The sequence below is a fragment of the Serratia sp. TMDUHS_CL genome (assembly GCF_037137105.1).
Classification (GTDB): domain Bacteria; phylum Pseudomonadota; class Gammaproteobacteria; order Enterobacterales; family Enterobacteriaceae; genus Serratia; species Serratia nevei.
Genome location: NZ_JBBBDV010000004.1, coordinates 271,561 through 292,035 on the forward strand (window position 1 = coordinate 271,561; position 20,475 = coordinate 292,035).

Below are 20,475 nucleotides of genomic sequence, written 5' to 3' on the forward strand. Positions count from 1 at the left end.
ATGACACTGAAGATCGGAAGCGAATGGGAGGAAGCACAAGTGCAACGTGAACACGTCCTTGATACCGCGCTGGGCCTGTTGGAACAACAGGGCCTGGCGACCGCCACATTAGAGATGCTGGCGGAAAAACTCGACGTTCAGCCCGGCGATCTCAAACGGTTCTGGCCGGATCGCGAAGCGCTGCTGTACGACTGCCTGCGCTACCACGGCCAACAGATCGACACCTGGCGCCGCCAGCTGCTGCTGGATGAAAACCTGAGCCCGCAGCAAAAGCTGCTGGCGCGCTATGACGTACTGGCGGAATACGTGCAGCAAGACCGCTATCCCGGCTGCCTGTTTATCGCCGCCTGCAGCTTCTTCCCGGAAACGGATCACCCGATCCATCAGTTGGCGGAGCAGCAAAAGCTGACCTCGCTGGAGCTGACCCGCGAACTGCTGCGCGACATGGACGCCGACGATGCCGACATGGTGGCGCAGCAAATGGAATTGATTCAGGAAGGCTGCCTGAGCAAACTGCTGATAAAACGCCAGCTCCAGGACGTATCGGTCGCCAAACGGCTGGCGGAAGACATCTTGCAGGTGGCACAGTGCCGCCGCAACGGGGCGCTGAGCTGAGCGAGCCGCGCTTACGGCGCCGCCAACCCAAGGTGATAGCCACAGCAGGCGCATTTTTTGCGCCCTTTGCCTGAAAAGCCAGCAACCGGAGGCATTTTAACGTCTTTCACGCATAAAGCCGTTGACGGCCATCGGCCAATACGGTTTAATGCTGCCCGTTGCCCGGATAGCTCAGTCGGTAGAGCAGGGGATTGAAAATCCCCGTGTCCTTGGTTCGATTCCGAGTCCGGGCACCATATTAAGAAGAACCCGCCTATGGCGGGTTTTTCGCTTTCTGGAGTACGAACTCTCCATCGAACTGCGTTCGATTATTCGGCCTGAAGGCCTCACCCTGCGGGCCAGCGCTGTTCAACCCGGCGCAGGCGCCGGTTGTCCGAGTCCGGTCGCCCTATTTAGAGAACCCAGCCTATGGCTGGGTTTTTGCTTTTCAGGGCAAGGACTCGTCATCGCGTGACTCCTGATGATTGCAATTAGCCCCACAGCCACCACCGCATTGTTCTATCGACCATTTCTCCCTGCAGCGTCAAACGCCTTTTTCTCATACGTTTCGCATGCATAAAAAATGAGAACACGCTCAGGCAAAACAGTAATATCGCCAGAAAAAATAAACTCACTGTACCTTCCTTTGGTAACGCTTATTGGCGCGCTTTATTTCCGAAAAACTACCTAACCAGATACCGGAGCGGTATTATTCCCTAGTGTTATCTTTAGGGCTGAATCCATAAACCTCTCCAATCAGAATCACAAAAAGCAGAGAGGCAGCCCTGCTTTTAATATGCATAATGACAACTGACAGATAACGGCATACTTTTCATAACGGCTGCAGAAAAAATGGACTTCTACGTCTCATTTTTCTCTTTTTCCTTAGGTTTGTCGGTGCTGCCGCCTGATACTTCAGTACACCGTGGTTGCCGTTGAAACCGGCATATACACAAGTCACCAGCATCGTGCAGAAAAGAATCAATGAATATTCACTTTATCCATAGATACATATCGAAACATCAATTAAAAACATTCTGGCTGTGAATTTAATGATTGAAATAAAATCACATATAAAATGATAAAATATAACAAAAATAATAAACTGAATATCCCTCATCACGGTTAAGAATATTCTCCATCATGAGAAAGCAGCCAGTAAATAAAATCATGCTGCCGCGTCAATAATAACTTGTCCATAACAGATCGTTTATGGCTATGCACCGTTTTTACACTTACCCCCATCATTCTGGCAACCTGGGCCTGCCCCACACCACGGCGTAGATGGCCGACTACCTGCCTTTCACGATCGGTGAGCGTCAAGGTAGCAACGTTGGAACGGATGCCTTCACTGGAAAATAAACAAGCCAATAGACGGAAAAGCTCGTTTTGCCGCCCGGCTCGATAAAGTACGTATGATGCTTCGTCTGAGGCCGTGAACTTTCTTTCCTTAATCGTCACTACCTGAGCCGCAACGGGCTGGCCTACGCGGCGCCAACGCTGCGCACGTCGTCCAGAAGTGACGATCACCACATCGGCACGCTCCGCCTCTTCCGGCTTTAAGAAAGACACCTTTTTCTGATTAACCTGGGCATATTCAATAATACTGTACTGTAAACCGGCCGCGTAATAGCGATTTTCGTCATCTATAAGGAAATTCAGATTTCTCATTTACCCCCCATTTATTTATTACGTACTATTTAATTACCCGCAAAAAAAAAATTGAACGCAATGATATTTCCCTCAGAGTAAAATAATATCTCATGAGAAATAATTTCAATCTCATTACCTGAAGAGGAAACGTACTTGCATTATCAAAACAGGCATTGAACAGGCTCTGTGTTTTTCCTAAAACATTTCTACAAGGAAAACACTCCAGCAATAGATAAAATTAATGCAAGTATGACTGGCACTTCATCACTAAAATTGAAGGTGCGATAAACCATTTCACCACAGAAGATCTCACCATTACTAAAAAATGCTGGCAACATAAATAGCCAACGTTAAAAACACTGGAAGCGGGAGTATAACGTGGCAATCATAAATATAATCACGCAGTTATATATAACAGTTAAAATGCCATTCCACCCGATACCAGGAAAAACTAAGGTATTGATAAAACCGCCACTGCAACGGCATTAAAAACTCCCGGTGATATGTCACCAACAGATTTTAACGTTGAACTAACCTGAACAATTTCACCTGTCGGCTCAACGACAATCCTAACCCCTTGCCCTGCCGGATAACCATTAATTTTAATATTTGAAATTAAGGTCGCTTCTTTATTTAACGCCACCCCAGCCGCACCCTCACTAATAAAAACATCAACATTTGTTTTTTTATTGCAGGTAATCCTTAAAGGTTCATACACCGTGTTTCCGACCAACTCACCCAAGTTGACAGCACCATGGTTTAACGTAAGGTTAGGTGTCTCAATATCACAAGAAACGTTCCCCTCAGGCGGATTTGCACATATTGAACCAGGCATGCGCTTTATCGACCCGGCAACATCGCTCCTATAGAACAACCCTACGCATGCCCCACCAACAATAAGGTACCGGTTATAGGGAAATCTCCCGGTTCTCGGTAGACCCACGTTTCTTTTAAAATTCTCGCCGAGCTCCCCCATCGTCCGTGAATTTGCAACCCATGAAACGTTTGAAGCACTCCAATAGCCATCAGTGTCATCACGGAAACCCGATACGTTATATGAGCTGGTAATCATTATTGTACAATTTAAATTATTATAACAGGGGTTTGGTTTTTCATCTTCAGTTGTCCACTCAAGCATCTCATAATAAAACACCCCCCACAATAGCCCCCCTTCTTTCTTTGTCACCTGGAAATATATTTCTGCGTTAGCACTCTCTATACTAAAAATCAGAAAAATAGCCATCAGTATTTTCTTAGCCATAACGTTGCCAGTTTAAAGTTTAAGAAATCTAAGTGATAAGATATTAATTGGCCACCTTGGTCAATCAATGCCATTAGCACAGTATAAATAACGCCTCATGCCTACATCGCAATAAAAAAACCAAAACTCAAGAGGCAATACCCCCGAAGAAATCAGATAAGGTAATAGATATTTTTTGCCTGGATACGTACATTACGCGATTAACGAAGCAACGATACCTTATGCCTGCTCAAAAGTGCGTGGAACCCATCACTCATATTCCAGGCTAAAAGTGGCTGCCGCACTAAACGTGCCACGACCGATAGTTCTATTCGCAATCGCTTCCGGCTCACCGCGCACATAAGCCAACAGGCGAATACCGTTGGTGCCGTCCGCCAGAATGAACTTCTCGCCAGAGTGGTTAATTGGCACCATTTGCCCTTCCGGCGTTTCCAAGCCGATAGCGATACCGCCAGCCTGGCTGGACGGTGCCAACAAGCCAGGCAAAGCCAAACTCTCTGTTCCGTTCAGCGTCATTCGCACCGTTTTGCCCACACTGAGGTCGCACTCAGCCAGGATAATTTCGAACTGTACGCCCGGTGAGCGCAGATTCTGGTAAAGGTACTTGTCCACTACGCTGCCAAAATTGAGCACCACCGTCTCCTGCCCGGGCGGGATCACGCAGGGTTCCGCCACCAGTGCGCCTCTAAATGTCATATTGTCCGCAGCCCTCGCCGGCAACAATGCTCCCCACCCTAACAGCAGCCCAGTGATGATGTTCTTTGCTATCGTCCGTTTCCTCATTGGTATTCCACCTGTAGTGTCGCCGTGGCCAGAAAGGCGCCCTCTTTTAGCTTCTCCCCAGGCTTAGCTACCGGTACAGCCTCCAGCAGCGGCGGATTGCCGGGATCGATCTTGATGCCGCTGTTAGGGGGAAAGGGCACACCGTTCTGATAAACCCGGATACCCAGGTTGACGTTATCGGTTAGCACCGCCGTCTTGTCGAATCCGGCAACAGAGCCCTTTAATGTCAGCACCGTCTCCCAAGGTACAGCGCCTGGCGCCTCACACCGGATACGATAATTCACTGCCTGACGATAGTTATTCCCGTCTATTTTATTAACCCCAACCCGTAGGCCGAAATCAACATCCAGCATGCCGCCGTCATTGATGCTACAGGGGGGCGGCGCACGAAGAAAACCGCGAAACTGCATATCGGTCTCAACAACCGCCCATAGCGGCATGTGGAACAAGGTCAAGACGCTCAGTAACAACATTGCTATCGGACCAGACCGCATGGTATTTATCCCCTTATTGATAATCGACCCGCAGTGTAGCGGAGGCGGTAAATTCACCAGTCGGCAGAGTGGCCCCGTTCTGTTTCACTGGCACCGCTTCCAGATTCGGCATGCTGGGATAAGTGAAATTTTGCCAATCGTTAAGCGGTATACGCGCACCGTCTCTCAACAGCCCAATGCCTAAACCATTCACACTGGTTTTCAACAGCGTCCCATCGAAACCTGCAGCGGCGCCGGAGATCTGCAGCCGCATGGCATTTTTCCAGGGCCCATTACAGCTCAACCCATAGTCCACTGGCTGACGGTAGTTACTGCCGTCGATGCGTGTAGTCATAATCTCATCACCGAAGTTAACCTCGATCGGTTTGCCACCGTTGAGGGTACAAGGCAATGGTGCCAGAACCGTAACACTGATCGTCACGATGCTCACCGCCGCCTGCGCCATTGAAGTCACCGAAGCCAATAAGGTGAGCACCAGCCATACTTTGCTCTTTCTACTTTTCATGTATGTCCCTCACGTTCCTTACCTGACATTCACACTCAGAAAATATCTACCGCTACCACCGTCGAGCTGGAGAAGTCTCCCGATGTGAATGTAATAATGGTAAGCCGCAGGGAAAATGACTTTTCATATTCGCCTCAGTCATAACTCAGAGCAAAATCCACCACCGCTCGATACGCGCCGGCCCTCAGCGGCGCCACGGTGCGCTCGGGCATAACGCTATAACTCAGTACGTTGCTGCCCGGCGTTAGCCACAACGGCGCGCCGCGGCTGCCCAGCCGCACATCGCGGCCATGCGCATCCAGCAGGCGCAGCCCCAGGCCGGAGACACCCTGCGCCTTCACCAGCTGCGGGTTATCGGTGTCGGCCGGGGCATTAAAAGCCACCCGCACCGCCGGCTGGTCATGCGCCCAGAGCAGCGCCCCGGTGCGTTCATCCCGGCTCGCCGCCGGGCCGCGCAGGCAGTCGCGCAGCCGCAGCTCGACCGCCACCGGCATGCCGCGCGCGCCCATAACAGCCAACTTGCCGGTCGCTACCTCGCCCAGGCTGATATCCTGCCGCGCGCTGTCCATCTCCAGCCGGCAGGCGCTCTCCGTCAACGCCCCGCTGATATACAGCACACCGTTGGCGCCATCCACATCCCAGTTGTCGACGGCGTTGGCCGCCGGCAGCAGCCACAGCAGCGCCGTCAGACTGAGCGGCGCCATCAGCACCAGCCCGCCCAAGGCGGCGTAATAGCGCAGTTCACTCAAGGCATAAGTCCACTCACGCGCTTTGACGTTTGTCCTTGCCATTTTTCTTCCTCCTCAGGCGCCGTGCGGCCCGTTGACTCAGGACGCCGTCTTCTCCGGCGTCACCGTGCAGGCGCTGCCGCTGCAGTTAAAGCTCAGCTGCGGCCGGCCGCCGTAGTCGTTGATGTAGGTCAGCACCGGGCTGCCACCCAGGCTCCCCGCGCTTACCGTCAGCGGCATGTTGCCCTTCGGCGGCACCATAAGCGGCTCAAAGCCTTTGGCGCCTTCACCCCCCTTGCGGCTGGCTGCGTCAATAATAGTGACGTAGTACGGCGTCGGGTTATTGACGATGTACTTATCGCCCTGTTTGGTCAGCGTCAGCTGCTCCTGCCACGGCGCCGCGTTGCGCTCCGGCGCGATCGCCGCCGGGCGGTAGAACAGCTTGATGCGCGTCTGCAGCGCAATCTGCAGCGAGTTCGGCTTGTTGCTCTTCGGCGGGATCTCGCGCAGGTTGAAGTAGTACAGCGACTCCCTGTCCTGCGGCAGCATCTTCGCCGCCGGCAGCGCCTGGATCTTCACCTGGCTCGGCTTGCCCGGCTCGATGCGCTGCACCGGCGGCAGCACCGTCAGCGGGCTCTGGATCTTGTTGCCCTGCTCATCCTCCAGCCAGCCCTGCGCCAGATACGGCAGCTGCTTGTTCTGGTTGCTGACGCTCAGGCTGACCGACTGCACGCTGCCGTCGAAGATCACCCGCGTGCGGTCCAGCGCGATGGCGGCGTGCGCCGTCGGGGCCAGCGCCCCGGCCAGCAGAGCCGTGGTGGCCAGCAGGCCGATTACGTTACGTGTGCTCATCATCAAAACTCCTCAATTCAGTGTTCGTTGCCGCCGTCGCCCGCGCTCAGCGCCCGGCACGGCAGCAGTAAAGTATTCATCAGCATCTCCGGCGGCAGCGGCGTCGGCATCTGCACTTCGCACTGCGCCGCCCCGCCCCAATGCACCGTCATGCGCTCGCCGGCGTTGATGCCGCTCAGGTAGACGCTGCCGCCGTCGTTGACGATGCCGGTCTCCTGTTTGCGGGCGTTCAGCACCGTGGCGCCGAACGGCGGCTCGCTGCCGTCCGCCAGCTTGACCACCGCCATCGCCTTCTCCCCGGCGATCACCGCGAACTTGCGGTAGCCAATGGCGCCTTCAGTCAGCGTCGCCTGCACCACCGATTTCGTGGCCTCGGCGTTGTCCCCCAGCTTGTCCAGATCGATACTGGCCTTGTTGCGGTAGTAGCTGTTGACGTCCGTCACTACCGCCTTGCCCCAGCGGTTGGTGGCCACTGCGCTGCCGTAGCCGCGCACCGGCACCCCGGCCACCCCCTCGGTATCCAGCAGCAGCCGGGTGCCCCCCGCCATGTTGCTGCGGTGCAGCGCGCCGCCTTCGGCGGTCAGCGTCATGCCGCCCTGGGCACTCAGCCCGACCGCGCTGTACCGGTCCTGCAGGTAGCTGGCGTTGGCGCTCATACGTGACAGGTCGCCGTTGCGGTTGTAATAACCGCTCAGGCTGGCACCGCTGCGCGCCCCGCCGGCGCTAAGCTGATAGTTGCTGCGCTCGTCAATGCGGTCGTAATAGCCCACCCGGTGGCTGCTGTCGTCACGGTTGACCGTGGTGTTGTAGCTCAACGTGGCGCCGTTGCCCCACGGCACCGACAGCGATAGATAGGCGCCGTCGTCGTTACGCTCGTTGTAGCGATTGCGGTACGCCGACATCGACAGGCTCATGTTCTTCACGTTGCCCAGATCGAAATAGCGCGACAGCGTCAGGCTGTAGCGATCGTTAGCCGGCCGGTCCCAGTAGGTCTGGTGGCTGTAGTTGAGGTAGGCACTTAACCCCAGGTCGCGCAGCTGCTGGTTGTAGGTGATGGTGTACATCTCCTTGCTGTTGCCGAACCGCCGGCCGTATTCCCGTGCGTCCAGGAATTCGCTCATGCTCATAAAGTTCTTTTCCGCGAAGCGGTAGCCGGCGAAGGTTACCTGGCTGTCCAGCTCGTCGAAGGTCTTCGAGTAGCTGAGACGGTACGAGCCGCCGCTCAGCGTTTCGCCGCTTTGCGCCCTTTCATTCTGCTCATTCTGCGCCTGCTGCGGCAGCCTGGCGCGCGACTGGGTGACGTCGAACGACAACGCACCCAGCAGCATCAGGTCGCGGCCGATACCCAGCGCCAGGGCGTTATAGTCGCCACCCAGCAGGGCGCCGCCGTACAGCGACCAACCGTTGCTCACCCCCCAGGAAAACTCGCCGGTGCCGAACAGCGGCCCGCGATAGCGGTGATCGAGATCCGACGGCTTGCCCGCCGCCAGCTTGTAGCGCACAGAACCGGGGCGCGTCAGGTACGGGATGCTGGCGGTGCTCATTTTGAATGCCTGCACGCTGCCGTCCTGCTCTTCCACCTTCACGTCCAAATCGCCGGAGATCGCGTCGTTGATGTCCTGAATGCGGAACGGCCCCGCCGCCACCTGCGTCTCGTACAGCACCCGCCCCTGCTGGCTGATGGTCACTTTGGCGTTGCTCTTCGCCACCCCCACCACCTCCGGCGCATAGCCGCGCAGGTTGGGCGGCAGCATCATGTCGTCGGAGCGCAGGCTCAGGCCGCCGAAGCGGAAGCTGTCGAACAGGCCGGAGTCGAGGTAGTCCTCGCCGACGGTCAGCTTCGAGCGCAACGCCGGCAGCGCCCGATAAGCGTAGTAGCGGCTCCAGTCCAGCCGCTTCTCCATGCCCTGACCACTGCTCTGGTGGTTTATATTCGCCTGCCAGTCGGCGCGCAGCCGCCAGGCTGCCAGGTTAGCCCCCGCCGTGCCGTTGCCGCTCAGGCCGTAGCTTTGCCCACCATATTGCAGCTGGCGCTGCGTTTGGGCGTTGAGGTTGTAATCCAGCAACACGCCCGATATGCCCTCGTCCCAGCGCGCCGGCGGATCCCAGTCCTCCGAGACATAGTCCAGATAGGCCTGCGGAATGCTGAGGTACAGCGCCGAGGTAGCCAGATCGCCACGCGCCTCCATGCCCGGCAGGCTGGCTTCATCCAGGCACTCGCCCTGGTGCCACCAGTTCAGCTTGCCACGCATCTCGTCCTTAAGGCCGAGCTGCTCCACCAGCGCCGGCGACAGGCAGGCGCGGCTGCCGTTCGGATCGTCGTCAGGCGCGTAGAACGGCACCGGCTGCTCCGGCAGATCGCTCTTGTTCAGACGCACCACCATGCTGTAGCTACCAGGCATGATGAAACCACCGCGCGCAAACTGGCTGAGATCGATATTTTTGCGGTCGTTCACGTCCAGCACGTCGGTGTTGAACTGGATCTCTTCCGCCTGCGCCGCAGGCATTCCGCCGGCGAAGCCCAGCGCCAGCGCCACGCTGACGCTCAGAATATGAAAACGAAATGGCTTCCCTGCAGGCAAAAACATCATGTCCAGACCTTTTATTTATCAGATTCCCTGTGGGTAACGGTCGCCTCAGTAATAATCCATTTTGAAACGCACCGAGGAAAAATAACCCCCTACTTTAAGCGGCCGATTATTGGCAATCAGCGCCAGGGTAAAATTCAGCCGGTAATTTCCGGGAATAATCTCCATTGGCGGTAATGGCCTGCCCGGCCGAGCAATATTCCCATTGGAATCGGTAATTCTTAACGCCACGCCGGAGATATCACCGTTAATGCCAAACGCCTCACCATCGGCGTGACCGTCAAAGGTAATTTGAAATTGTTTCCAGTCCGGCAGTTTTTTATCGGTGCGTTCAAGAACGCAGTTCACCAGCTCAATGCTGAACGGCACTCCTATCCCATTCCCGCCGCGTTCAATATCCGCCAGCGCCGTATTTTTCATGTCGACAATTTGTTCCCGGCTTTCCGTGGCGATGGCGCAAGCGGTATCGATAATAGCGCCTTGCATATTGACGCGTCCTTCGCCTTGCGCAGCAGAAATAGCCTGCGAAACAAAACCAAACGACACCCACAATAGGCAAAACGCCCCTATTATTTTTATTCGACAGTTCATTCAACTTTCCCGTGAAATAACGATTCCCTGTAAATGGCATGCGGGTTGCCCCGCATGCCCGATAATCACACGTATTTCTTCGGGTAACTTATTACTGGTAAGCCAGGGTAAAGTCGGCCACGGACTGGAATTCACCCGGTACGATAGTTGCGCCGGAAGCAGTGCTGCCCTGCAGATAAGCGCTGAAACTCAGGGTATTGTTGCCATTGCCCAGACTTTGTGCAGTTGTAGCCGTACCCAGCTTGATCGGTTTACCAGCACTATCGGTAATGACGATCCCTGCCCCTTTAGCATCACCTGACAATGCCAGCAGCTCAGGGTTAGCGTCGGAAGCCGCGCCAGAGAAGGTCAATTTTACCGAATTCTTTCCACCCTCCTCAATGACACAGTTATCCAGCTTAACCTGGAAGTTTTTCGGGGCGGATTTACCGCCGCCTTTCAGCGCCACGTTGGAAATCGCACCCAGTTCAACTGTCTGATCCATGGATTCCGGGGTAATAGAGCAAGGTGCATCGATAATAGAGCCGCTAAAGGTCACTTTGCCGTGACCCTGATCGGCCGCGTTTGCCACAGAAGACGCGCCAAATACCATGGCCGCAGCCAGCATGATTTTGTTCAGTTTCATATAAATCCCTTACATTCCTTAGTAAGCAGTGGAGTAAATTAAATCCATAAGTCACCGACGTTATGCACTTCAGAATTTTCTGCGCCTCACATCGGTGGCTAATACGCTGCGTTTGGCGCCCCGTATCAGTGGGAACAAATTTACATCCCCTCACTGAAAATTGAAATGTTATGTCGTAAAAATACAAAAACACAGTTTTAAACACCAACAAATACACATAAAATAGGTTTTAAATTCAAAAAATAGCTTTTAATTATCGATATTTATTTTAAAAAACTTGTAAACAAATAAATATTTCACCTCTATTATAACAATAGAGAGAAAAATCCTATTTACAGCCAGGCGAGAGGATTGAAAAAAAGATATACAGCCATCAGAATAATCTCTCGACAGGAAAGTTGACGGAAAAGAGAAATGATTTTCATCATAAATGACATCGTCCTTTACAATGAGGAGGACGGCACGCTGGCGCATATCGATAACGCCAGTAATAAAATAGCTTTACTTAAACCCAGCGCCAGACTGCTATCGTTATTTATTCGCAATAATAACAAGCTGTTGCTGCGCGAGAGATTACTTAATGAAGTTTGGGTTGAACACGGTCTGAAAGCCTCGAACAACAACCTTAATAATTATGTTTCCGGCTTACGCAAGTCTTTGGCGCAATGCGGTACAGAAGAGATTATCGTGACTTACCCGCGCCAGGGGTTTAAATTCAACGCCATTAGCATTCACGAGACAGATGAAAAGAAGGATGAATATAAAAAAGAACATGAGAATATGTTGGAAACCACCACTATCCCGCCGCCGGGGAATAAACATCCAGGTATACGGCGTTCGCTGCAGAGATTAATTATGATCATGGCGGCGTGCCTGGTGCCTTTTTCCGCCGTCGTACTGTATCAAAACAGCACGCGTATTAATGTTTATCCGCTTGGAAGCTACGGAAATTGCCAGATTTACAGTATGACATCGGGCAGTGGCGATTTAGGTCAAATCAAACGGGTCATACAACGCGCCGGCTTCAGTTGCCAAACGCGCGCCGACGTTTATTACTACGATAATATCCGTAATGAGGGCGCAGAAAACAATGAACAATGGGTGACATACTGTCCTCGAGCCGGTAACAGCCCCTGCATCAACAATTATATCGATAACAAGCAGCCTTGAATTTTGCGATTTGTCCCAGGGTCATCAAACCAATCCCCCGGCCATGCCGGGGAACTTATTCCCCTTTCGTCGCGCAAACGAAAAATGGGGCGTAGTTACCGCTAAAGAGATAATGACGGCTATCGAGTTGCTCAACATGCCAATGCAGTACCGGCGCCGACATCAGCAATCGCCGGTTCAATTCCTCTTTCTCTAAATTATCCTGCGGTTTTCTCAGCTTTTCCTTCAGGCGTAACGTGTAATTATCACCTTGCTTGCGATAGTCCATCATCAGAATGCGGTCGACAACATAGCGAGTGTCGCCGTCATAGACGCTGCCGTTCAGCAACAAAGTGACACCTCTCGCCCCCTGAGGCACGACGCTGATCATCAGCACGCTCTGCATAAGACTACCAGGCACCTGATCGGCTAAACGCATTACCGCCCGGCATTCAGGCAAACGGGGCTTAAACCATAGAAAATACCCCGACATCCCGCAGCATAACGTCGCCGCCATCAGCAACAGCGGAAAACCATAACGCCGCATGCGGCTACTGTGCCCAGTGTTCATAATAATTCTCGCATTGTACCTTGCCGGCGGCCATATCAGCCTGTGGGCAGTAGTAGAAATAAGACGCTCTAACCCGACCGAAAACATTCGGCGCAACCGACTTGCTGTCGTAATACAGCACGGTCGCCGGCACGTTGCATGGGATGTTTTTCTGCTCCAAGAGCCCTTTCAAACGGCTTAAATCAACCTCACCCGGCCCTGGCTTGTGGTATGAGGTAACAAACTTGATCTCACAGCTGCCGATGTTGCCCACCGCCATCGCGCTGAGCGGCGCATAGCCGCTGTCCTGCCAGGCCCAGATCCCGCTCCCTACGGCCAGCAGCAGCAACCCGCCCAGCCCAATGCGTTTGAAACGCGTCAATCTAGCCGTGGGCTCTGCAGCAGGCGCGGCCTCGCCGACGAGCGCCGCGTTCTGCACCATCAGCGCCTCCGCCTGGCTATCTGTCGTCTTCAGCTCGCGAGCGGTAAACATAAACCCCTGCCGCGGCAGGGTGACGATGATCTCTTCCTCGCCGAGCGAAGAGAATGCTTTGCGCAGAATCGAGATGGTGTTGTTGAGGTTGTTGCCGGAAGCGACCTGGCCGTGCGCCTCCCACACCTGCATCAGCAGCGTTTCGCGGGAAAGCACCAGATTATTGTTGCGCACCAGGGCGGAAAGCAGGCGGTTCAGCGTGGCCGTCAGCACAATCGGCGGAATGTCGTCATGCAGCGAGATCAGCTCCGATCTATCTTCATGATATTTAATATTATTATTAATTATGTATCTCATAACTCCCTGCGCGATAAACTGGTTAACGCCCATTAGCCCCTATCAAACGTGGCAATATTAGCATAGCGCAAATGATAAGAAAATTCTTAACAAAAAGAATAAAATACAATAAAAACAAACACATATTCAATCTCACCATACAATTCACAGAGTGAATTTTGCAGCCTTTTTCTAATTCAATGCACAAATGAAGTGGATTAACAAACTGAGCATAAATAAAAAAACCCGCCATAAGGCGGGCCTGATCAACGTCGGAAAATACTCAGCGTAGGCGGCGAATTTGCCGGTCTTGCCAACCGGCGAACAGCAGCAAACCGCATAGCGCGCCGAGCAACGCGCAGAACATGTCGGACTGGGTATCCCACGGGTCGCCCTGGGTGCCGAGAAACTCGTCGGCGCCTTGGCCCAGCGCCAGCGCCGCCCACCACTCGATCAGCTCGTAAACGGCGCTGATGGCCAGCGCGATGCAGCACACCACAAAGCCCAGCATCTTGCGGCCCTGCACATAGCCGCCGCGCAGCAGGATTTCGCGCGCCACCAGCGCCGGCACCAGCCCCTGGAAGAAATGCCCCAGTTTGTCGTACGGGTTGCGGCCAAGATCCAGCCACTGCTGCACCTCAAACCCCAGCGGCACGCGGGCGTAACTGTACATGCCGCCGAAAATCAGGATCAGCGCATGGAAGAAAATCAGCGTATAGAGCAGCGGCGTCAGCGGATAACGGCGATGGGTCAGCCACAGCAGCGGCAAGGCGATCAATACCGGCGCCACCTCCATCAGCCAGGTGGTGCGATCGTAAGGGTGGATGCCGCTGTGGATCAGCGCGGCCAGCAGCAGCAGGGTGATAACGAACAACAACAGCGGGGTGCGCGAGGCGGGCATAACCAACGTTCCTTCGGGTTAACGGATCAATGCACACTTTATACCGCAGATCCTGGGGCGAAAAAAAACAGGCGGAGCGTCGCCGCTTCGCCTGTTCGGTGTGCGCTTACCCTGAGCGGGATTATTTCAGCGCTACGCGGATCACGTCGTCCGGCGCGGTGGCTTCTTTCTCGCGGCTGGAAGCCTGCTTGACGCTGACGTACAGCGTCTGGCCGTCCGGCGACAGCGCCAGGCTGTTCGGATGGGTCGGCGTCTTGATGGTGTTCAGCACCTTGTAGCTCTTGGCGTCGATTACGCTCACTTCGCCCGCCTGGCGATGGGTGACGTAAACTTCATTGCGCGCCGGGTTGAACAGCACCGCCAGCGACTCCGGCACGTCGATCTTGCTCAGGATGTTGCCGTTGCGGGTATCCACCACCAGCACCTGCGGCTGCTTGGAATCGGTGATGAACGCGCGATGGGTAGCGGTATCCAGGCTGATGTTCAGGAAGAAGTGCTCTTTGGACTCATCCAGCTTCTTGCGCGACAGCACCTTGTTGGATTGGGTGTCGATGGTCACCAGCTCGCCGTCGGCGTTGGTGACGTACAGGCGCTTGGCGGCGGCGTCCAGCGCCAGGCCGGTGCCGTATTTGCCGGTGTCGGTCACGGTGGCGCGCAGGGTCAGATCCTTGCCGTCCACCACCCACACCACGCTGGATTCACCCAGCCCGGTGATGTACAGGGTATCGCTGTCGGCATCCGCCACCAGTTCGCGCGGCGCCAGCGGCTTGACGGTCTCGGAACGCTTGCGCGCGTCCAGCACCAGGCGGCCTTTCACGTCGCCGGTCTTGGCGTCGATGGCGGTCACCGAGTTATTGACGGTGTTGCCGAAGAACAGCGTGCCGGTCTTGGCGTTGACGGCGGCGCCGAACGGTTTGATGTCGTTATGGATAATTTGGGTCACGTCCAGCGTGGTCGGATCCAGACGGTAAACGATGCCGCCCTTGTCCAGCTTACGGCTCTGCGACGTCGCCAGGTAGAGCGCGTTCTCGCTCGGGCTGTAGGCCATTTCATAGGCGCCCTTGCCAACCGGCTTGCGCAGCACTTCCGGCGCGGTCTGCGCCAGCAACGAGTTGGAGAACAACAGCGTGGACAGCAGCATCAGCGGAAATGCCGCACGTTTTCCCTTGGTGATCAAAGTATTCATCGAAATCTCCTTATAGAGCCAACGGGGCGGCCGCTCGGCCGCCCTCTTTCGTTATTAAAATCAGGCTTTCTCTTCGGAAAGCAGCGCCCACCAGCTGTCGATGGTCGGGTTGCGCGCCAGCGCGATAAAGTCGATGTCGCCGCGGATCTTGCGCCAACGGGTCGCCAGCTCCATGATGCGCACCGAATCCAGGCCGTAATCGATCAGGTTCTCATCGTTGCCCATGTCTTCGCTGTCCTCGTCAAGCAGCGGCAGGATCTGCTGACGCAGCGCATCGATGCTGGCGATACCGGCAGCCGGCAACAGAGAGGCGGTGGTCACCACCCGGCCGCAGCGGCCGGCGGTGTAACGCAGCGCCATCAGGTGTTCGTCACGCGAGAAGTCCGCCAGGCCGTCGGCCACCATGAACGGCTGGATGTTGCGCATGAAGGCGTCGATGGCGGTGGTCAGGCAGCCGATGTGCGCATACACCCCGCAGATAATCAGCTGATCGCGGCCGGACTCCTGCAGGATCTCCTGCAGCGGCGAGCGGTGGAAGGCGCTGTAGCGCCATTTCACCAGCACCGTGTCGTCTTCGTCCGGCGCCAGCGCGGCGGTCACCGCCTGCTGCTCAGGGTGTTTGTTCAGGCCCGGCCCCCACATGTCGTTCAACAGCGCGCGATCTTCATCGCTCTGCTGGTTCGGCTGCGCGGTATAGAACACAGGAATGCCCTGCTGTTTGCAGTAGCGGCGCAGGTTGGCGATGTTCTCCACCACCTGTTTAATCAGCGCGCTGTCTTCGCCCCAGAAATTGAGGAAATACTGCTGCATATCGTGGATCAGCAGCGCGGCGCGCTGCGGTTCTACCTGCCAGGTGACTTTATTTTGCGGCAGTTCGTCCGCCGTCGGCAGCGCGTAGTCATTAAGTTTTGGAATGGCCATCGATTAATCTCCCTGAGCCTGAGTCTGTAGTTGCGCGTCGAGCTGCTGGCGCAGCCGTTTTTTGTCCACTTTGCCGACCGGGGTCAGCGGCAGGCTGTCCACCTGAATAAAGCGATCCGGCAGTTTGAAGTCCGCCACGCCCTGCTCGCGCAGGTGGCGACGCAGCACCACCGGCTTCAGCGGCGCGTTGGCGATGATATAGGCGCAGCTCTTCTCCCCCATCAGCGCGTCCGGCATCGACACCAGCGCGGCGTTGATCACGTCCGGATGACGCAGCAGCAGGTTCTCGATCTCCTCGGCGGCGATCTTTTCCCCGCCGCGGTTGATCTGGTCTTTCTGCCGCCCCTGCACGGTGATGTAGCCGTCTTCGCTGATGCTGATCAGATCGCCGGAGCAGTAGAAACCGTCGGCATCGAAGGCGTCGGCGTTGTGCGCCGGGCTCTGGTAGTAACCGCGGAAGGTATAAGGCCCGCGCGTCATCAACCGCCCGACCTCGCCCGCCGGCAACGGATTGCCGTCGTCATCCGCCACCCATACTTCGTCGTCCGGCGACATCGGCCGCCCTTGCGTCGTCAGGATGTGGCGTTCGTCGTCGTCCAGCCGGGTGTAGTTCACCAGCCCTTCCGCCATGCCGAACACCTGCTGCAGTTGGCAGCCGATTTCGTTCTGAATGCGCGCCGCCAGCGTTTCGCCCAGCTTGGCGCCGCCCACCTGCAGCAGTTTCAGGCTGGCGAGCTGGGCATTGCCGCCCCACTCTTCGATCGCCTGCAGCCACAGCGTGACCGCCGGCGGTACCAGCGCCGTCACGTTGATTTGGTGCTGTTCGATCAGGCGGAAGCACTGCCCGGCGTCCGGATCGGCGGCGAACACCACCCGCCCGGCGCCATAAAACACGCCCAGTACGCCCGGCGAACTCATCGGGTAGTTGTGCGCCACCGGCAGCGCGCACAGATAACGGGTCTGCGCGTCGAAACGACAGATCTCCACGCTGCGGCGAATGCTGTAGTAGTAATCATTGTGGGTGCGCGGGATCAGCTTCGGCGTACCGGTGCTGCCGCCGGAAAGCTGGAAGAACGCCACCTGATCGGCCGCGGAAGGCTGCGCGACAAAACCGTCGCTCGCCTCGTCCAGCCAGGCGGCCAGCGCCAGCTCGCCCTCGGGCTGGCTGCGCAGCGCCACAACCCGCAGCGAAGGATGCGCATCGCGGAAGGCGTTCAGGAATTGATCGTCGGCAAACAGCCCGTGCTGGCGATCGGCGATCAGCAGCGCCGGTTTGATCTGCTCGGCATAGGCGTTCAGCTCGCTGCGCTGATGGCTGAATAGCGCGTTGACCGGCGCCACGCCAATTTTCAGCAGCGCGAAGAACACGATATAGAACTCCGCCACGTTGCCCAGCTGCACCAACGCGGTGTCGCCGGATTTCACGCCGCGGCGCAGCAGAGCGGCCGCCAGGCGATCGGCGCGCTGCTGCAGCTCGCGGTAGGTCAGGCTGCCCTGGGCGTCGATAATCGCCGGGGCGTCGTTGTTGGCCTGGCGGTCGAGGATCTCGGTCAGCGGCTTGTCAGTCCAGTAGCCGCGTTCGCGATAGCGGCTGGCGAACTCCGCCGGCCAGGGGGTAAAGGCAATGCTCATCTTGTCGTTATCCTTGATTCATACCAAAGGCACGCAGAATGGTGCTGAGTTTGGTGCCTGTTTCATGCCATTCAGATTCGGGTGAAGAGTCTTCCACGATGCCGGCGCCGGCGAACAGCCGCACCCGGTTGCCGTCAACGGTGCCACAGCGGATAGTCACTACCCACTCGCCGTTGCCTTCGTCGTCGCACCAGCCGACGATGCCGCCGAACAGGCCGCGATCGAACGGCTCCAGCTTGCCGATCAGGGCGTGCGCCTCGGCCGTCGGCATGCCGCACAGCGCCGGCGTCGGGTGCAGCAGGCAGGCCAGCGACAGGGCATTTTCGTCTGGAGACGCCGCCTCGCCGTCGATCGGCGTAGAGAGATGCCACAGCGTCGTGGTGGTCAACAATTCAGGGGTGTGCGGCACGTTCAGGTAACGGCAGCGGCCGGCCAGCACGTCACGCATGCTTTCGGTGACGATGCGATGCTCGTGGCGATCTTTCGCCGAGGCCATCAGCCGCTCTCCTACTTCGCGATCGCGCTGCGGGTCGGCCTCGCGCCGGGCGGAACCGGCCAGCGGGTTGGAATAGAAACGGCCGCCGTCCTGGCGTAGCAGCAGCTCCGGGCTGGCGCCCAACAGCGCGCCCTGCTCCAGCGGCACATGGAAATGGAAACCGTGCGGGTTCTGGGCAATCACGCGCGCCATCAGCGCATGGCGATCCACCGGCTGGCGCGTTTCGATCTCCAGCAGGCGCGACAGCACCACTTTATCCAGCTCACCGGCCTTCATCGCGTCGACGGCGTCGCTGACCATGTTCATAAACGGCTGCTGCGGCGGCAGCTCCGTCACGCCGGCCAGTTCAGGGCCGTTCGCCGCGGGCCGAACGCCGGCCATAAAGGCGGCGCGATCGAACCAGCGGCTCTGCTGCGGAATAAACAGCGCCGAAGGCTGCCGGGTATCGAACGGTATGGCGCCGCACAGCAGCGGTTTTTTGATGCCGGCCTGACGGGCCTCGGCAAACGCCTGCCGTACGCTGCGCTGGAACTCGCCGTTCAGGTCGGCGCCGTCTGCGGCCGGCAGGCGAATGCGGCTGAAACAACCGGTGGTGGTCAAGCTGCGGAAAGGAGAGGTAAAGAAGAAGCCCGACGCCGGAGAAAAATCAGCGGCGAACCGGTGTTCTTCGCGCTCCTGCATTTCCTTTCGATTGATGTCGTTCACGGCAGTATCCATCGCTTCGCCCTCAAGGATTTGAAGTGATAACCAATATAATAATGATTATCATTTGAGTTAATTCCGCGCTAAATTACTCGCCGATATTTGCTATGTCAATAAACGTAAGCACTTCTTTCATTTCGAAATCATGACATAAACGCTGTGGGTTTTACGCATGCCGATGATAAGCATTGCTATTTGATCCCACAGCGTTGTCTTAACGCGTTCGACTACTTTTCTGTGGCGGGCTGCGGCTCCGGTTTGTGCAGCGTGACCTGGCGCAAACCGGTCATGGCGAACAGCAACAGGATGCCGAGCACCGCCGCGCCGAAGCCGAAACCGCTGGCGCTCATCGCCGGCAGCATGAAGGCGCCCATCGCCCCCAGCAATAATGCGCCCAGCGCATCGCCCACCACGTTCTGCGCCGTCCACAGGCCGTTGATGCGGCCGAGGAAGTTGTCCGGCGTCAGGCTCTGGATCAGGCCGTATTGCAGCAGCGAGTTCAGCGCGCTCAGGTAGCCGAACGCCACCAGGCACAGCAACGCCAGGCTGTACCACGGCATCAGGCCGAACAGGCCAATGGCGGCGAACGCCGCGATCGCCGTCAGCAGCATCACCCAGCCGGGGCGCGCCACGTGCGCCACGCGCCCGCTGGTGAACGCACCGATGGCCGCGCCGAGCGGCACGGCGGCGTACATATAGCCGAGGTGGGCAGCGTCGATGTGCCAGCTCTCCGCCATCGCCGGGTACAGCACGCGCACCGCGCTGGCCATGGTCAGCAGCGCGCCGATCAGCGCCACCATGCCGATCACCTTGTTCTGGAACAGGAAGGCGAAGCCGCCCGCCAACGCGCGCAGCGGGTGTTCACGCGGCTGCGGCGGCGGCATCAGCTGCGGCAGGCTCAGCAGCGGCAGCAGCGTCAACAGGGTGCCAAACGCCGCCAGGCCGTAGTTCCAGGCAATGCCCATATGGGCAATCACCAGGCCGCCAATCGCCGGGGAAAGAATCGAGCCGAAGCGCACCGTCAGCATGCTGATGGCGCCCGCCTGCACGATGTTTTCGCGGCCCACCAGCGCCGGCGTGGCCGCCAGCAGCGCCGTCACCCCCACCGCGCCGAAGAAGCCGTCCCACACCGCCAGCAGATAAATGGCCGCCAGCGAAGGCGACGGCAACAGGGCGTTGAGGCACAGGCCGACGAAGCCGACGCCGCAGGTGGAGCGTGCGAACAGGATCAGCCGGCGCCGCTCATAGCGATCGGCCAATACGCCTCCCATCAGCAGCCCGGCGAACATGCCGCCGCCGGCCAGCGTCACCGCCAGCCCGACCTGCAGGGTGGAACCGGTCAGCGCCTGGATCTGCACCGGGATGGCGATCGCCATCAGCCCCAGCGCCACAATGGAGATAAAGCGCGCGCAGAATACCGCGCGGAAAGCCCGGTTGGTTTTCAGCAGGCTAAAATCAAGCAGGATGGAGGGTTTGCTACTCATCGGTTGTTCAC

Annotated in this window: 20 protein-coding genes and 1 tRNA gene; 3 read left to right on the top strand and 18 right to left on the bottom strand. The window is 57.0% G+C overall.

Going from position 1 to position 20,475, the window contains the following annotated elements:
- Window positions 1-39 precede the first annotated feature (39 nt).
- Window positions 40-615 (top strand): division control transcriptional repressor DicD, encoded by a 576-nt coding sequence (gene dicD / locus WCL58_RS11225; RefSeq protein ID WP_060440930.1) that lies wholly within the window; start codon window positions 40-42, stop codon window positions 613-615.
- Between the two features lie 160 nt (window positions 616-775).
- Window positions 776-851, top strand: a tRNA-Phe gene (locus WCL58_RS11230).
- Between the two features lie 868 nt (window positions 852-1,719).
- Here the strand turns inward: WCL58_RS11230 and WCL58_RS11235 are convergent.
- From WCL58_RS11235 to WCL58_RS11280, 10 genes are all read right to left on the bottom strand, one after another.
- On the bottom strand, window positions 1,720-2,265 hold the full coding sequence (locus WCL58_RS11235; RefSeq protein WP_141957757.1) for a response regulator transcription factor: 546 nt from the start codon (window positions 2,263-2,265) through the stop codon (window positions 1,720-1,722).
- A gap of 433 nt (window positions 2,266-2,698) precedes the next feature.
- On the bottom strand, window positions 2,699-3,508 hold the full coding sequence (locus WCL58_RS11240) for an MrpH family fimbial adhesin (RefSeq protein WP_154632739.1): 810 nt from the start codon (window positions 3,506-3,508) through the stop codon (window positions 2,699-2,701).
- Window positions 3,509-3,757: 249 nt separating this feature from the next.
- A complete protein-coding gene (locus WCL58_RS11245; RefSeq protein WP_080440259.1) occupies window positions 3,758-4,291 on the bottom strand; it encodes a fimbrial protein in 534 nt (177 codons plus the stop codon).
- Window positions 4,288-4,764 (bottom strand): fimbrial protein, encoded by a 477-nt coding sequence (locus WCL58_RS11250; protein ID WP_230201692.1) that lies wholly within the window; start codon window positions 4,762-4,764, stop codon window positions 4,288-4,290. The genes WCL58_RS11245 and WCL58_RS11250 overlap by 4 nt, the downstream gene beginning before the upstream one ends.
- A gap of 34 nt (window positions 4,765-4,798) precedes the next feature.
- Complete coding sequence (locus WCL58_RS11255; protein WP_060440905.1) at window positions 4,799-5,290, bottom strand: fimbrial protein; 492 nt, start codon at window positions 5,288-5,290, stop codon at window positions 4,799-4,801.
- Between the two features lie 134 nt (window positions 5,291-5,424).
- A complete protein-coding gene (locus WCL58_RS11260) occupies window positions 5,425-6,081 on the bottom strand; it encodes a fimbrial protein (protein ID WP_060440906.1) in 657 nt (218 codons plus the stop codon).
- Between the two features lie 36 nt (window positions 6,082-6,117).
- Window positions 6,118-6,870 carry a fimbria/pilus periplasmic chaperone gene (locus WCL58_RS11265; protein WP_060440932.1) on the bottom strand — a complete coding sequence of 251 codons (753 nt, stop codon included), beginning with the start codon at window positions 6,868-6,870 and terminating at the stop codon, window positions 6,118-6,120.
- A gap of 17 nt (window positions 6,871-6,887) precedes the next feature.
- Window positions 6,888-9,461, bottom strand: a complete 2,574-nt coding sequence (locus tag WCL58_RS11270; RefSeq protein WP_336851152.1) for an outer membrane usher protein — start codon at window positions 9,459-9,461, stop codon at window positions 6,888-6,890.
- A 45-nt stretch (window positions 9,462-9,506) separates the two neighbouring features.
- Window positions 9,507-10,049 carry a fimbrial protein gene (locus tag WCL58_RS11275; protein ID WP_336851154.1) on the bottom strand — a complete coding sequence of 181 codons (543 nt, stop codon included), beginning with the start codon at window positions 10,047-10,049 and terminating at the stop codon, window positions 9,507-9,509.
- 91 nt (window positions 10,050-10,140) lie between these two features.
- On the bottom strand, window positions 10,141-10,674 hold the full coding sequence (locus WCL58_RS11280) for a fimbrial protein (RefSeq protein WP_060440909.1): 534 nt from the start codon (window positions 10,672-10,674) through the stop codon (window positions 10,141-10,143).
- Between the two features lie 414 nt (window positions 10,675-11,088).
- On the opposite strand from WCL58_RS11280, the gene WCL58_RS11285 reads away from it, so the two are divergent.
- A complete protein-coding gene (locus WCL58_RS11285; RefSeq protein WP_141957744.1) occupies window positions 11,089-11,844 on the top strand; it encodes a winged helix-turn-helix domain-containing protein in 756 nt (251 codons plus the stop codon).
- Between the two features lie 55 nt (window positions 11,845-11,899).
- On the opposite strand, the gene WCL58_RS11290 is transcribed toward WCL58_RS11285, so the two are convergent.
- The 8 genes from WCL58_RS11290 to entS form a co-directional block, all read right to left on the bottom strand.
- Window positions 11,900-12,394: a hypothetical protein gene (locus WCL58_RS11290; RefSeq protein WP_185741762.1), complete on the bottom strand. Its 495-nt coding sequence runs from the start codon at window positions 12,392-12,394 to the stop codon at window positions 11,900-11,902.
- Window positions 12,375-13,163, bottom strand: coding sequence for a winged helix-turn-helix domain-containing protein (locus WCL58_RS11295; RefSeq protein WP_336851156.1), 789 nt, complete (start codon window positions 13,161-13,163; stop codon window positions 12,375-12,377). The genes WCL58_RS11290 and WCL58_RS11295 overlap by 20 nt, the downstream gene beginning before the upstream one ends.
- A gap of 262 nt (window positions 13,164-13,425) precedes the next feature.
- Complete coding sequence (locus WCL58_RS11300; RefSeq protein WP_336851158.1) at window positions 13,426-14,043, bottom strand: DUF2238 domain-containing protein; 618 nt, start codon at window positions 14,041-14,043, stop codon at window positions 13,426-13,428.
- 121 nt (window positions 14,044-14,164) lie between these two features.
- Entirely contained in the window at window positions 14,165-15,229 is a 1,065-nt protein-coding gene (yncE, locus tag WCL58_RS11305; RefSeq protein ID WP_060425210.1) for a 7-bladed beta-propeller protein YncE, read from the bottom strand.
- Between the two features lie 60 nt (window positions 15,230-15,289).
- Window positions 15,290-16,150 (bottom strand): isochorismatase, encoded by an 861-nt coding sequence (locus tag WCL58_RS11310; RefSeq protein WP_004930014.1) that lies wholly within the window; start codon window positions 16,148-16,150, stop codon window positions 15,290-15,292.
- Between the two features lie 3 nt (window positions 16,151-16,153).
- Window positions 16,154-17,782 (bottom strand): (2,3-dihydroxybenzoyl)adenylate synthase, encoded by a 1,629-nt coding sequence (locus tag WCL58_RS11315; protein WP_336851159.1) that lies wholly within the window; start codon window positions 17,780-17,782, stop codon window positions 16,154-16,156.
- A gap of 7 nt (window positions 17,783-17,789) precedes the next feature.
- Window positions 17,790-18,995, bottom strand: a complete 1,206-nt coding sequence (locus WCL58_RS11320; RefSeq protein ID WP_087762887.1) for an isochorismate synthase — start codon at window positions 18,993-18,995, stop codon at window positions 17,790-17,792.
- Between the two features lie 212 nt (window positions 18,996-19,207).
- Entirely contained in the window at window positions 19,208-20,464 is a 1,257-nt protein-coding gene (gene entS, locus WCL58_RS11325; protein ID WP_047729313.1) for an enterobactin transporter EntS, read from the bottom strand.
- Window positions 20,465-20,475 lie beyond the last annotated feature (11 nt).

What these genes read in the sequence shown, in the direction of transcription:
- WCL58_RS11235 (WP_141957757.1), bottom strand. Translation starts at nt 2,265, where the DNA reads ATGAGAAATCTGAATTTCCTTATAGATGACGAAAATCGCTATTACGCG.
- WCL58_RS11240 (WP_154632739.1), bottom strand. Translation starts at nt 3,508, where the DNA reads ATGGCTAAGAAAATACTGATGGCTATTTTTCTGATTTTTAGTATAGAG.
- WCL58_RS11245 (WP_080440259.1), bottom strand. Translation starts at nt 4,291, where the DNA reads ATGAGGAAACGGACGATAGCAAAGAACATCATCACTGGGCTGCTGTTA.
- WCL58_RS11250 (WP_230201692.1), bottom strand. Translation starts at nt 4,764, where the DNA reads ATGTTGTTACTGAGCGTCTTGACCTTGTTCCACATGCCGCTATGGGCG.
- WCL58_RS11255 (WP_060440905.1), bottom strand. Translation starts at nt 5,290, where the DNA reads ATGAAAAGTAGAAAGAGCAAAGTATGGCTGGTGCTCACCTTATTGGCT.
- WCL58_RS11260 (WP_060440906.1), bottom strand. Translation starts at nt 6,081, where the DNA reads ATGGCAAGGACAAACGTCAAAGCGCGTGAGTGGACTTATGCCTTGAGT.
- WCL58_RS11265 (WP_060440932.1), bottom strand. Translation starts at nt 6,870, where the DNA reads ATGAGCACACGTAACGTAATCGGCCTGCTGGCCACCACGGCTCTGCTG.
- WCL58_RS11270 (WP_336851152.1), bottom strand. Translation starts at nt 9,461, where the DNA reads ATGATGTTTTTGCCTGCAGGGAAGCCATTTCGTTTTCATATTCTGAGC.
- WCL58_RS11275 (WP_336851154.1), bottom strand. Translation starts at nt 10,049, where the DNA reads ATGAACTGTCGAATAAAAATAATAGGGGCGTTTTGCCTATTGTGGGTG.
- WCL58_RS11280 (WP_060440909.1), bottom strand. Translation starts at nt 10,674, where the DNA reads ATGAAACTGAACAAAATCATGCTGGCTGCGGCCATGGTATTTGGCGCG.
- WCL58_RS11285 (WP_141957744.1), top strand. Translation starts at nt 11,089, where the DNA reads ATGATTTTCATCATAAATGACATCGTCCTTTACAATGAGGAGGACGGC.
- WCL58_RS11290 (WP_185741762.1), bottom strand. Translation starts at nt 12,394, where the DNA reads ATGAACACTGGGCACAGTAGCCGCATGCGGCGTTATGGTTTTCCGCTG.
- WCL58_RS11295 (WP_336851156.1), bottom strand. Translation starts at nt 13,163, where the DNA reads ATGAGATACATAATTAATAATAATATTAAATATCATGAAGATAGATCG.
- WCL58_RS11300 (WP_336851158.1), bottom strand. Translation starts at nt 14,043, where the DNA reads ATGCCCGCCTCGCGCACCCCGCTGTTGTTGTTCGTTATCACCCTGCTG.
- yncE (WP_060425210.1), bottom strand. Translation starts at nt 15,229, where the DNA reads ATGAATACTTTGATCACCAAGGGAAAACGTGCGGCATTTCCGCTGATG.
- WCL58_RS11310 (WP_004930014.1), bottom strand. Translation starts at nt 16,150, where the DNA reads ATGGCCATTCCAAAACTTAATGACTACGCGCTGCCGACGGCGGACGAA.
- WCL58_RS11315 (WP_336851159.1), bottom strand. Translation starts at nt 17,782, where the DNA reads ATGAGCATTGCCTTTACCCCCTGGCCGGCGGAGTTCGCCAGCCGCTAT.
- WCL58_RS11320 (WP_087762887.1), bottom strand. Translation starts at nt 18,995, where the DNA reads ATGGATACTGCCGTGAACGACATCAATCGAAAGGAAATGCAGGAGCGC.
- entS (WP_047729313.1), bottom strand. Translation starts at nt 20,464, where the DNA reads ATGAGTAGCAAACCCTCCATCCTGCTTGATTTTAGCCTGCTGAAAACC.